At 72.7% G+C, this 13,470-nt stretch carries 2 protein-coding genes and 1 pseudogene; all 3 read left to right on the top strand.

What is annotated here, in order from left to right:
• Nucleotides 1-248: 248 nt before the first annotated feature.
• Nucleotides 249-5,393 (top strand): annotated as a pseudogene (locus tag ACFWBN_RS10030) (SDR family NAD(P)-dependent oxidoreductase); the annotation flags it as partial.
• Between the two features lie 92 nt (nt 5,394-5,485).
• Nucleotides 5,486-11,653, top strand: a complete 6,168-nt coding sequence (locus ACFWBN_RS10025; protein WP_385173499.1) for a thioester reductase domain-containing protein — start codon at nt 5,486-5,488, stop codon at nt 11,651-11,653.
• A 208-nt stretch (nt 11,654-11,861) separates the two neighbouring features.
• Nucleotides 11,862-13,409, top strand: coding sequence for an aspartate aminotransferase family protein (locus ACFWBN_RS10020; protein WP_385173411.1), 1,548 nt, complete (start codon nt 11,862-11,864; stop codon nt 13,407-13,409).
• The last annotated feature ends 61 nt before the right edge of the window (nt 13,410-13,470 follow it).

The following is a 13,470-nucleotide window of genomic DNA, read 5'->3' as shown; positions in this document are numbered from 1 at the left end:
GCCGTCGATGTTCGGCCGGTTGTCGGCCGACAACCCTCCTACCTCCGGGAGAACACGCTGCCTGCAGGCCCGTACGCCGCTCCTCCCCATCGTCTGCCCACGCCGAGGTAATAGTCGTTATGCCCGGCGGGACAGCTGGATTACCACTGCGTGAGCAGGTTTTAGACGCCCGGCCGGTGAGCCGACGTAAGGTAATTTGGCGAGTTTGTTGATGACTTTGTTCGGGGAGCTGAGATCTCGTGGCCGATGAATCCGACCTTCGTGAGTACCTCAAGCGGGCCATCGCCGATGCCCGGGATGCCAGGAGAAATCTGCGGGACGTCCAGGACAAGGCGCGGGAGCCGATCGCCATCATCGGCATGGCCTGCCGATATCCGGGCGGGGTGTCTTCCCCCGAGGATCTGTGGCGTCTCGTCTCCGACGGGGTGGACGCCGTCAGCGAGTTCCCCGCCAACCGCGGCTGGGACCTGGACGCCATCTACGACGCCGACCCCGGCCGGCCGGGCACCTCGTACACGCGCGAAGGCGGCTTCCTGCACGAGGCCGACCTGTTCGACCCGGAGTTCTTCGGCATGTCCCCGCGTGAGGCGCTCGCCGTCGACCCGCAGCAGCGCCTGCTCCTGGAGACGGCGTGGGAGGCGTTCGAACGCGCGGGCATCACCCCGGACTCGCTGCGCGGAAGCCGTACGGGCGTGTTCACGGGCCTGATGTACAACGACTACGGCTCGCGCCCCCAGCTGCCGCCCGAGGGCAACGAAGGCTATCTCTTCAGCGGCAGCGCGGGCAGCATCGCCTCCGGGCGGCTCGCCTACACGTACGGGCTCGAAGGGCCGGCGGTCACCGTCGACACGGCGTGCTCGTCCTCGCTGGTGGCCATGCACCTCGCGGCGAACGCGCTCCGCAACGGCGAGTGCGATCTGGCGCTGGCCGGCGGGGCCGCGGTGATGTCCACGCCGACCGCGTTCATCGAGTTCTCCAGGCTGCGCGGACTCTCCACCGACGGCCGCTGCCGCTCCTTCTCCGAGCACGCGGACGGCACCGGCTGGTCGGAGGGCGTCGGAATGCTGCTCGTCGAGCGGCTGTCGGACGCCCGGCGCAACGGCCACCGGGTGCTGGCCGTGCTCAGGGGCTCCGCGGTCAACCAGGACGGCGCGAGCAACGGCCTGACCGCCCCCAACGGACCCGCCCAGGAGCGGGTGATCCGGCAGGCGCTGGCGAGCGCCGGGCTCGCCGCGCACGAGGTGGACGTGGTCGAGGCCCACGGCACGGGCACCAGGCTCGGCGACCCCATCGAGGCGCAGGCGCTGCTCGCCACCTACGGCCAGGACCGCCCCGCGGACCGCCCGCTGTACCTGGGCTCGCTGAAGTCGAACATCGGGCACGCCCAGGCGGCGGCGGGCGTCGGCGGCGTCATCAAGATGGTGGAGGCGATGCGCCACGGGGTGCTGCCGCGCACGCTGCACGCACAGGAGCCTTCGAGCCATGTCGACTGGGACGCGGGAGCCGTCGAGCTGCTCACCGAGACCAGGCCGTGGCCCCGGACCGGGGAGCCGCGCCGCGCGGGCGTGTCCTCCTTCGGCTTCGGCGGGACCAACGCGCACGTGGTGATCGAGCAGGCGCCCGCGGCCGAGGCCCCGGAGGACACCGCGCCGGAGCCCGTATCGCTTCCGGTGGTGCCCTGGGTGCTGTCGGCGAAGGACGAGGAGACGCTGCGGCTCCAGGCACGGCGACTGCTGTCGTACGCCGAGAGCGCTCCCGGTGCCGCCCTGATGGAGGTGGGCCGCTCCCTGGCCACCGCCCGTACGCACTTCGACGCGCGTGCGGTCGTGCTCGCGGAGGACCCCGCGGAGTTCCTGGAGCAGCTGAACCGGCTGGCCGAGGGCCGGCCGGGTGCGGGGACGGTGCGCGGTACCCGCACTTCGGGCAGGACCGCCTTCCTGTTCACCGGGCAGGGCGCCCAACGAGTCGGCATGGGACAGGAGTTGTACGCGGCCTTCCCGGCCTTCGCCGCCGCCTTCGACGAGGCGTGCGCGCTGCTCGACCCGGCCCTGCGCGAGGTCATCGCCTCCGGCGAGGGCCTGGACCGTACCGAGTTCGCCCAGCCCACGCTGTTCGCGCTGGAGGTGGCCCTCTTCCGCCTCGTGGAGTCCTGGGGCATCCGCCCCGACTTCCTCGCGGGACACTCCATCGGCGAACTCGCCGCCGCGCACGTCTCCGGAGTGCTCACCCTCCCCGACGCCGCCAAACTCGTCTCCGCCCGCGCCCGCCTCATGCAGGCGCTGCCCGAAGGCGGCGCGATGATCGCGATCCAGGCGACGGAGGACGAGGTCACCCCCCACCTCACCGACACGGTCGGCATCGCCGCCGTCAACGCACCCCGGTCCGTCGTGATCTCCGGCGACGAAGCCGCGGTGCTGCGCGTGCAGGCCCACTTCGACGGTGCGGGGCACAAGTCCCGTCGCCTCAAGGTCTCGCACGCCTTCCACTCGCCGCTGATGGAGCCCATGCTCGCCGAGTTCAGGGCGGTCGCCGAGACCCTCTCGTACCAGGAACCGGCCATCCCGGTGGTCTCCACGGTCACCGGAAAGCTCGCCGCGCAGGAACTGACCTCGCCCGACTACTGGGTGAACCAGGTCCGCCAGGCCGTACGGTTCCACGACGCGCTCCGCACGCTCGACGACGCCGGCGTCACCACCTGCCTGGAACTGGGCCCCGACGGCGTCCTGTCCGCCATGGCCGAAGGCATCACCGCGGTGCCCGCCCTGCGCACCGGCCGTCCCGAGGCCCGCACGGCGCTCGCGGCGCTCGCCACCGCCTTCGCCCACGGCTCCTCCGTCGACTGGGCCGCCCTCTTCCCGCAGGGCGACACCCCGACCGGGGTCGACCTGCCCACCTACGCCTTCCGGCGGCGCCGCCACTGGCTCGAGCCCAGCGCCTCGGCCGGGGCGGCGGGGGCCGGCGCCGGCGGCATCGGGCATCCCGTCCTGAGCGGCCTGGTGCGGGTGGCCGGCTCGGACGAGCTGCTGCTCTCGGGCCGGGTGTCGGCCCGTACGCACCCCTGGCTCGTGGAGCCGGCGGCGTCGGCTTCGGCCTGGGTGGAACTGGCCGTGCGGGCCGGGGACGAGGTCGGCGCCGGGGTCCTCGAAGAGCTGTCGGTGCACGCGCAGTTGGTGCTGCCCGAGCGGGGAGACGTGGAACTGCAGGTGGGCGTCGGGGCGGCGGCCGACGGGGGCCGCCGCGGCGTGACGGTCCACGCGCGCCCCGAAGGGGCCGAGGTCCCGTGGACCCTGCTCGCCGAAGGCACCCTGCTCCCCGGGGACACCGACGTGCCCCCGGGGCCGGGCGGGAGCGAGGAGTTCCGGCTCCCGGACGAGCTCCTGGACGAGGCGGGGAACTACGCGCTCCACCCGGCCCTGCTCGGCGCCGCGCTCCAGGGCGCGGACGCGTCGGCCCCCGCCCGCTGGCGCGGGGTGCGGCTGCACGCCACCGGTGCTGCGGCGGTGCGCGCCCGGCTGACCGGGATCGGCGACCGGACCTTCTCCGTACTGCTGACGGACGAGACGGGCGGGCCGGTGCTGTCCGTGGAGTCACTGGAGTACCAGGAGCTCCCCGACGCGCCGTTCGCCGAGGCCGCTGACAGTCCGCTGTTCCGCGTCGACTGGACACCGGTCTCCGCGGACGCGGCCCCGACGGCCGCCGGCACGGAGCCCTACGAGCTGCTGCGGCACGAGCCGGTTGCGGACCCGACCACGGCGGTCGGGCGGGTGCTGGCCCGGGTCCAGGAACACCTCGCGGACGAATCGCTCACCGAAACCCCGCTCGTCGTCGTGACCCGCGGCGCCGTCGCCATCGCCGACGAAGACATCACCGACCTCGCGGCAGCCGCCGTCTGGGGCCTCCTGCGCTCCGCCCAGGCAGAAGCACCCGACCGCATCACCCTCATCGACACCGACACCGACACCGACCTCGACCCCGACACCCTCGCCGCCGCACTCACCCTCAACGAACCCCAGCTGGCCCTGCGCAACGGCCGCCTCCACACCCCCCGGCTCCACCGCGCCTCCACACCCCACACCCCGTCCACCACGACCTGGAACCCGGACGGCACCACCCTCATCACCGGCGGAACCGGCACCCTGGGCGCCACCATCGCCCGCCACCTCATCACCGAACACGGGGTACGCCACCTCCTGCTCGTCAGCCGCCGCGGCACCCAGGCCCCCGGAGCAGCCGAGCTGGCAACCGAACTCACCGCCCTCGGCGCCCACGTCACCATCACCGCCTGCGACGTGGCGGACCGCGACGCGCTCGCCGCCCTCCTCGCCGCCATCCCCACCGCACACCCCCTCACCGCCGTCGTGCACACCGCCGGAACACTCGACGACGCCCTCATCACCGCCCTCACCCCCGACCGGCTCACCACCGTCATGCGCCCGAAGACCGACGCCGCATGGCACCTCCACGAACTCACCCAGGACCTCGACCTCACCCACTTCGTCCTCTTCTCCTCCATCGCCGGCGTCATCGGCGGACCCGGCCAGGGCAACTACGCGGCCGCCAACGCCCACCTCGACGCCCTCGCCCACCACCGCAACCACCACGGACTCCCCGCCACCTCCCTCGCCTGGGGACTCTGGGAGACCGGCGACCGGCTCGGCGAGAGCGACCTCAGGCGGTTCGCCCGCGAAGGTCTGCGGCCGGTCTCCGAGCAGGAAGGGCTCGCGCTGTTCGACGCGGCGCTCGCCTCGGGCGAGGCCGCACCGGTGGCGACGCCCCTCGACCTCGCCGCGGTACGGGCCTCGGGACACGTCCCCGCGATCCTGCGCGGCCTCGTCACGGGTTCCGCACGCCGCAAGGCCCAGCACTCCGACGGCGACTCGCTGGCCCAGCGGCTCGCCGGACTCACCGACCAGGAACAGCACGAGCTGCTGCTGGCCCTCGTACGGACCGAGGTGGCGGGGGTACTCGGCTACGCCGACGCCGACGCGGTCGATCCCGAACGGGCCTTCCAGGAGCTGGGCTTCGACTCCATGACCGCCGTCGAACTGCGCAACCGGCTCAACACCGCCGCCGGGACCCGGCTGCCCGCCACCCTGGTCTTCGACCACCCGTCGCCGGCCGCCCTCGCGGCCCATCTGCGGATCCGCATCACGCCCGAGGCGCCCGACCTCGCCCAGCCCGTGCTCGCCGAGCTCGGCAGGCTCGAAGCGCTCCTGGAGAGCATCCCGGAGGACGAGGGCCTGCGCGGCACGCTGTCCGGGCGGCTCCAGGCGCTCGCGGCGAAGCTGGGCACCGCCGGGGGTGACGACGAGCTGTCCGACCGCATCGAGTCGGCCTCGACGGACGAGCTCTTCGACTTCATCGACACCGCGCTCGGCCGCGCTGCCCGCTGACCGTCCCGCCCACGTACACACCTCCAGGGGAGATTGATTTCCGCATGGCCATGGCAGAGAAGGAAGAGAAGCTCGTCGAGTACCTGAAGTGGGTGACGGCGGACCTGCAGAAGGCCCGGCAGCGCATCGCCGAGATGGAGGCGGACAGCACCGAGCCCGTCGCCATCGTCGGGATGGCCTGCCGCTTCCCGGGTTCGGTCGACTCGCCCGACGACCTGTGGCGGCTGGTCGAGGAGGGTCGTGACGGGATCACGGAGTTCCCCACCAACCGCGGCTGGGACCTGGAGCGGCTCTACGACCCCGACCCGACCCAGCCCGGGACCTCCTACACCAAGGAGGGCGGCTTCCTGCACGACGCGGACAGGTTCGACGCGGCGTTCTTCGGGATCTCCCCGCGCGAGGCGCAGTCGATGGATCCGCAGCAGCGCCTCCTGCTCGAGGTGGCGTGGGAGACGTTCGAGCAGGCGGGCATCGACCCGGCCACCCTGAAGGGCAGCAGGACCGGCGTGTTCGCCGGAGTGGTGGAGCAGAGCTATCTCGGCCTGGAGGGGCCCGAGGAGTTCGAGGGCTACCTGATGACGGGCAAGCTCAGCAGTGTCGTCTCCGGCCGCGTCGCCTACAGCTTCGGCCTTGAGGGCCCCGCCGTATCGGTGGACACGGCCTGCTCCTCCTCGCTGGTGGCCCTGCACCAGGCGGTGCAGTCGGTGCGCCTGGGCGAGTCGACGCTCGCCTTGGCCGGCGGTGTCACGGTGACCGCGACCCCGGGCGGCTTCGTCGACTTCTCGCGGCAGAACGGCCTGGCCGCCGACGGCCGGATCAAGTCCTTCGCCGCGGCGGCCGACGGCACCGCCTGGTCCGAGGGCGTCGGTCTCGTCCTGGTGGAGAAGCTGTCGGACGCGCGGCGCAACGGGCACACCGTGCTCGCCGTGATCCGCGGCTCCGCGGTGAACCAGGACGGCGCGAGCAACGGTCTGACGGCGCCGAACGGCCCGTCCCAGGAGCGGGTGATCCGGCAGGCGCTCGCCAATGCCCGGCTCGACCCCGCGGACGTGGACGTGGTCGAGGCGCACGGCACGGGCACGCGGCTCGGTGACCCGATCGAGGCGCAGGCGCTGCTCGCCACCTACGGCCAGAACAGGCCGGAGGGCCGGCCGCTGTACCTGGGCTCGCTGAAGTCCAACATCGGCCACACGGTCGCCGCCGCGGGCGTCGGCGGTGTCATCAAGATGGTCCAGGCGATGCGGCACGGGGTCCTGCCGAAGACGCTGCACGTGGACGAGCCCACCCCGATGGTCGACTGGGAGTCGGGGGCGGTCGAACTGCTCACCGAGGCCCGGCCGTGGCCCCGTACGGGCGAGCCGTACCGCGCCGCGGTGTCCGCGTTCGGCGTGAGCGGCACCAATGCCCATGTGGTGCTCGAAGAGCCGCCCGCCCCCGACACCGTGCCGGCCGAGGAGGAGGGCGCCACCCCGGTCCCGCTGTCCGTCGTTCCGTGGGTGCTCTCCGGCAAGTCCCCCGAGGCGCTGGCCGCGCAGGCCGGACGACTGCTGTCCCGGGTCGAGGCCGATCCGGGGCTGTCCCCGGCCGATGTGGCGTACGCGCTGGCCACCAGCCGCTCGGCGATGGACCACCGGGCGGCGGTGACCGGCCGGGACCGCGAGAGCCTGCTGGCGGGCCTGCGCTCGCTGGCCGCGGGGGAGCCGGGGCCCGACACCGTGCGGGGGGTGCGCCGGGACGGCAAGACCGCCTTCCTGTTCACCGGGCAGGGTGCCCAGCGGATGGGCATGGGCCGTGAGCTGTACGAGGCGTACCCGGTCTTCGCCACGGCCTTCGACGCGGTGGCCGCCGAGCTGGATCCGTACCTCGACCAGCCGATCGCGGAGGTGATCCGCACCGGGGAGCAGCTGGACCGCACCGGCTTCACCCAGCCCGCGCTGTTCGCGCTGGAGGTGGCCCTCTTCCGGCTGGTGGAATCCTGGGGAATCCGCCCCGACTTCCTCGCGGGACACTCCATCGGCGAACTCGCCGCCGCGCACGTCTCCGGAGTACTGACCCTCCCCGACGCCGCGAAGCTCGTCTCCGCCCGTGCCCGCCTCATGCAGGCGCTGCCCGAGGGCGGCGCGATGATCGCGATCCAGGCGACGGTGGACGAGGTCACCCCGCACCTCACCGACACGGTCGGCATCGCCGCCGTCAACGCACCCCGGTCCGTCGTGATCTCCGGCGACGCGGAGGCCGCCGCCGAGGTGGCCGCCCGGCTCGCCTCGCAGGGCCGCAAGACCAGGCCGCTCACGGTGAGCCACGCCTTCCACTCGCCGCACATGGACGCCATGCTCGGCGCCTTCCGCGAGGTCGCCGCCGGGCTGACCTACCACGCGCCGGCCATCCCGATCGTCTCCACGCTGTCCGGAGAGCCGGCCACGGCCGAGCAGCTGGGCTCCCCCGACTACTGGGTGAACCAGGTCCGCCGCCCGGTCCTCTTCGCGGATGCCGTGCGCTCCCTGGCCGAGCAGCGGGTGACGAAGTTCGTCGAGATCGGTCCCGATGACGTGCTCACGGCCCTGACGCGGGCCACGCTCGACGGCGAGGGGTACACGGCCGTCCCGCTGCTGCGCCGGAAGAGGCCCGAGACCGACACGCTGGTGGCGGGCCTCGGCGAGCTGTACACGGGCGGCGGTCCCCTCGACTGGGAGGCGTTCTTCGCCGGGACCGGATCCCGACGCATCGATCTGCCGACGTACGCGTTCCAGAGCGAGCGCTTCTGGGTGGACGCGACCGCCCCCAGGGACGCCGCCGGTCTGGGTCTGAGCGAGACCGGTCATCCGCTGCTGGGTGCGGCGGTCTCGGTGGCCGCTGCGGACGAGCTGCTGTTCAGCGGCCGTCTGCTGGCCTCCTCCCACGCCTGGTCCGCGGGGGCGATGGCACCGGAGTCCGTCCTGGTGGAGCTGGCGATCCGCGCCGGGGACGAAGCCGGTACCCCGGTCCTGGACGAGTTGTCGGTACGCGCTCCGCTCGTGCTCCCCGCACAGGGCGGGACGCAGCTGCAGGTCGGCGTCGGCTCGTCCGACGACACCGGCCGCCGTGCCCTGACCGTGCACGCCCGGCCCGACGGCTCGGAGGCGCCCTGGACCCTCATCGCGGAGGGAAGGCTCGGACCCGACGGCGGCCAGGCCCCCTTCGAACCGGGCGACGCCCCCTTCGCGGAGGTGCAGCTGCCCGAGGACATCGCGGCGGACGTGGCGGGATACGGGCTGCATCCGCTCCTGCTCGACGCGGCGGTGCGCACCGCGCCGGAGGCTCAGGCGGACGGCGGCCCGACGCGGCTGGCCGCGGAGTGGAGCGGGGTCCGGCTGCACGCCGCCGGGGCCACGTCGCTGCGGGTGTGGACGGTGCCCGGCGCCGACGGCACGGTCTCGCTGCGACTGGCCGACCAGGCGGGGCAACCGGTGGCGAGCATCGACTCGTTGGCGTTCCGTACGGTCGAGGCGGCGGAGCTCGCCGAGGCGCGCGTACGCAACCACGACTCCCTGTTCCAGGTCGACTGGTCACCGGTGCCGCCGGTGGACGGGCCCCTGAGCGAGCCGGACGCCGTACTGCTGCGGATCGAACCGTCGGCCCCCGGCGCCGCCGCTGTCCACGAGGCGGTCGGGCGGGTGCTGACCCGGGTCCAGGAACACCTCGCGGACGCATCGCTGACCGACACCCCGCTCGTCGTCGTGACCCGCGGCGCCATCGCGACCGCCGACGAAGACATCACCGACCTCGCGGCAGCCGCCGTCTGGGGCCTCCTGCGCTCCGCCCAGGCAGAAGCACCCGACCGCATCACCCTCATCGACACCGACACCGACACCGACCTCGACCCGGATACCCTCGCCGCCGCGCTCACCCTCAACGAACCCCAAATAGCCCTGCGCAACGGCGAACTGCACACCCCCCGGCTCCACCGCACGCCCACACTCCCCTCCACACCCACCGGAACCTGGAACCCGGACGGCACCACGCTCATCACCGGCGGAACCGGCACCCTGGGCGCGACCATCGCCCGCCACCTCATCACCGAGCACGGCGTGCGCCACCTCCTGCTCGTCAGCCGCCGTGGCACCCAGGCCCCCGGAGCAGCCGAGCTGGCGACCGAACTCACCGCCCTCGGCGCCCACGTCACCATCGCCGCCTGCGACGTGGCGGACCGCGACGCGCTCGCCGCGCTGCTCGCCGCGATCCCGGCGGACCAGCCGCTGGCCAACGTCGTCCACACCGCCGGCACGATCGACGACGCGCTCGTCACCGCCCTCACCCCCGAGCGGCTCACCACCGTCATGCGCCCCAAGGTCGACACCGCATGGCACCTGCACGAACTCACCCAGGACCTCGGCCTCTCCGCCTTCGTCCTCTTCTCCTCCATCGCCGGCGTCATCGGCGGACCCGGCCAGGGCAACTACGCGGCCGCCAACGCCTACCTCGACGCCCTCGCCCACCACCGCAACCACCACGGACTCCCCGCCACCTCCCTCGCCTGGGGGCTGTGGGCGCAGTCCAGCGGCATCACCGCGGACCTGACGGAGACGGACCGCCGGCGGATCGCGCGCAGCGGCTTCAAGCCGGTCGAAACGGCTCAGGGGCCGGAGCTGCTCGACGCCGCCCTCGGCCTGGGCAGGCCGGCGCTGGTCGCCACCCCGCTCGACCTGGCCGCCGTACGACGGCAGCGGCAGATCCCCGCGCTGCTCACCTCTCTCGTCCGCTCCCCCGCCCGCCCCGCGGCCCAGAACACCAGCGCCGGCACCGGGTCGCTCGCCGAGCGGCTCGCCGGACTCACGGTGGAGGACCAGCGGCGGGTCACCCTCGACGTGGTGTTCCACGAGATGGCCGGGGTGCTCGGGCACTCCGGCTCGGGCAAGCTGAGCGCCGACCAGCCCCTCGGGGCGCTGGGCTTCGACTCGTTGACCTCCGTCGAGCTGCGCAACCGGCTGGCCGCGGCCACCGGACTGCGGCTCGCCGCGACCCTGGCCTTCGACCACCCCACCCCGGCGGATCTCGCCGCGCACCTGCACTCCGAGGTGCTTTCGGCGGGCAGCGGCGCCACGAACGGCACGGGCGTCGACTTCGAGGCGGAGGTCCGGCTCGCCGACGATGTGCGGCCCGCGCCGGTGACCGTCCGGGTGGCGGTCGATCCGGAGGAGATCCTGCTGACCGGCGCCACCGGATTCCTGGGCGCCTTCCTCCTGCGCGACCTGATGCGGACGACCCGGGCGCGCGTGCACTGCCTCGTCCGCGGCGCGGACGAGGCGGAGGCGTGGGAGCGGCTCCAGGAGAACCTGCTCTGGTACCGGGTGTGGGAGGACATCGATCCCGACCGGCTGGCCATCGTGGTCGGCGACCTCGCCCAGCCGCGCCTCGGCCTGTCGGCCGCGGACTTCGACCGGCTGGCCAGGACCGTCGACGTCGTCTACCACAACGGCGCCCAGGTCCACTGGCTGCATCCGTACACGGCCCTGAAGGCGGCCAATGTGTCCGGTACCGAGGAGGTGCTGCGGCTCGCGGCCCTGCACCGCACGGTCCCGGTGCACTACGTGTCGACGGTCGGTGTCTTCAACGGCGTCGCGGAGGAGGGCGTGCCGCTGAAGGCGACCGATCCGACGGGCCCCGCCGAGACCCTGCCCAGCGGCTACCTGCAGAGCAAGTGGGTGGCGGAGCAGATGATCGGTCTGGCGCGGGACCGCGGGCTGCCGGTCTCCGTCTACCGCGTCGACGTGATCTCCGGCGACCAGGTCAACGGCGCCTGCCAGACCCTGGACTTCGTCTGGCTGAGCCTCAAGGGGCTGATCCAGGCCAAGGGGGTGCCCACGGGTGTGGGGGGCCGCTTCCACCTGCTGCCGGTCGACTACGTCAGCGGTGCCATCACCGGCATCTCCCGGATGCCCGAACGGGCAGGGGGGACGTACCAGCTCTTCAACGGGAGCTCGCTGAGCCTGGGCCAGTGCGCCGAGTACCTGCGGGACCTCGGATACCGGCTGGACGAGCTGGACTGGGAGACGTGGAGCGAGCGGGTCGGGAACGACCGCACGAACGCGGTCCAACCGCTGCTGCACGCCTTCGAGATGATGACGTCGGACACCGACGCCTTCTATCCGCCGATCGACACGACCGAGACGGACTCGGCCTTGGCCGGCAGCGGCGTCGTCTGCCCTCCGCTGAGCCGGGAGCTCTTCGAGAAGTACGTGACCTTCTTCGTCGAGCAGAAGCACTTCCCCGCGGCCGGCTGAGCCGGTCCGACCGGGACCGCGCAGCGCCTTGCGGTCCTGCGCGGTCCCGGTCACCCGCCGCCCATGGCATGACCGCCCAAGACAATGACCCGAGGGTGAACGCGCACTGGAATGCGCGGAAGTCAGGGGCTTTAGGGTGCGTGGGCGAATCAAGAATGCAGCGGAACCGCCGGGCGGCGTTGCCTCACCCGGCCGACAAGGAGGCGACATGAATTCCGCATCCGCCCGGCTCGAACTCGCCGAGCCGTATCTGCGCGAAGTCCTGGCCAGTGCCGGGCTCGACGTCGAATACGTACGTTCCGAAGGAAACACCCTCTACCAGCTGGACGCGCAGGGCCAGGAGATACCGGTGGCGGATTTCGCCGGCGGATACGGCTCGGTGCTGCTCGGGCACAACAACCCGGAGATCGTCGCCTACGCGAAGTCGCTCCTGGACGCCGGGACACCCATTCACGCGCAGTTCTCCCGCCACCCCTACGCCAACGACCTGGCGCGCGCGCTGAACGCCATCGTCCAGCGTGAACTCGGCGACGACGAGCCCTACTTCGCGATCTTCGCCAACAGCGGGGCCGAGGCGGTCGAGGCGGCGGTCAAGCACGCCGAACTCGACCGCGGGATGCGCCTCGCGGCGATCCGGGCGGACATCGCCGCGCACGTCGAGAGCGCGCGGGCCGCGGTGCGCGGCGGCAGCGCGGTCCTGACCGGCACCGAGGGCTTCGAGGAGCAGGCCGCGGAGATCGAGCGGAAGAACGAGGAGCAGTTCTCCCGGCCGCCGCTCTTCCTGGCCCCCGAGGGCTCCTTCCACGGCAAGCTGGTGGGCAGCGTCCAGCTGACGCACAACGAGGGCTACCGGGCCCCGTTCCGCTCGCTGGCCGCGCAGGCCAGGTTCGTCCCGGTCGATCAGCCCGGAGAGCTCAAGAGGATCGTCGACGAGGAACGGGCCACCCTGCTCGACCTGCACGTCGTCGACGGTGCGGTACGGGTCGTGGAGCGGGCCCTGCCGCTCTTCTGCGCCTTCGTCCTGGAGCCCATCCAGGGTGAGGGCGGCATCAAGGTGCTCACCCGTGAGTTCGCGGAGGAGATCCAGGCGGTGTGCGCCGAGATCGACTGCCCGATCGTCGTGGACGAGATCCAGAGCGGCATGGGCAGGTCAGGGGCCTTCCTCGCCAGCTCGTTCATCGGCCTGCGGGGCGACTACTACACCTTGGCCAAGAGCCTCGGCGGCGGCATCGCCAAGACGGCCGTGATGCTGGTCCGCCAGGCCCGCTACCGGCGGGAGTTCGAGATCGTCCACAGCTCCACCTTCGCGAAGGACAGCTTCTCGTCGCTGATCGCCCTCAAGGTGCTGGAGATGCTGGAGGCCGACGGCGGCCGGGTCTACCGGATCGCCGGCGAGCGCGGTGAGCGGCTGGCCGCGACCCTCGAAGCCGTCCGGGCCGAATTCCCCACGGTGGTCAAGGAGGTACGGGGCCGGGGGCTGATGCTCGGGCTGGAGTTCCGGGACCAGTCGGACGCCGAGTCGCCGGTCATCCGGGAGATCGCGCAGGGCGGCTTCTTCGGCTACGTCGTCGCCGGGTACCTGCTGCGGGAGCACCGCCTGCGGACGTTCCCCACGGCCAGCGCCGTGACCACCCTGCGGTTCGAGCCGTCCATCGAGCTCTCCGACGCCGAGATCGACCGGCTGGGGGCGGCCCTGCGCGAGGTGTGCACGATCCTCCGCGACCAGGACGGGGCGCGTCTCGCGCCGCCTGCGTGATCCGAAAGCGGAGAACGGGAAGGGGGGCCGGCGGATTCCGCCGGCCCCCCTTCCCGTTGTC

It is taken from the genome of Streptomyces sp. NPDC059989 (genome assembly GCF_042736975.1).
In the GTDB taxonomy this organism is placed as follows: domain Bacteria; phylum Actinomycetota; class Actinomycetes; order Streptomycetales; family Streptomycetaceae; genus Streptomyces.
The sequence above is the reverse complement of the archived record's forward strand: the minus strand, read 5'-3'. Positions and strand labels throughout refer to the sequence as shown.

Excerpts from the sequence above, each read along its gene's own strand:
- ACFWBN_RS10020 (WP_385173411.1), top strand. The coding sequence starts at position 11,862 with ATGAATTCCGCATCCGCCCGGCTCGAACTCGCCGAGCCGTATCTGCGC.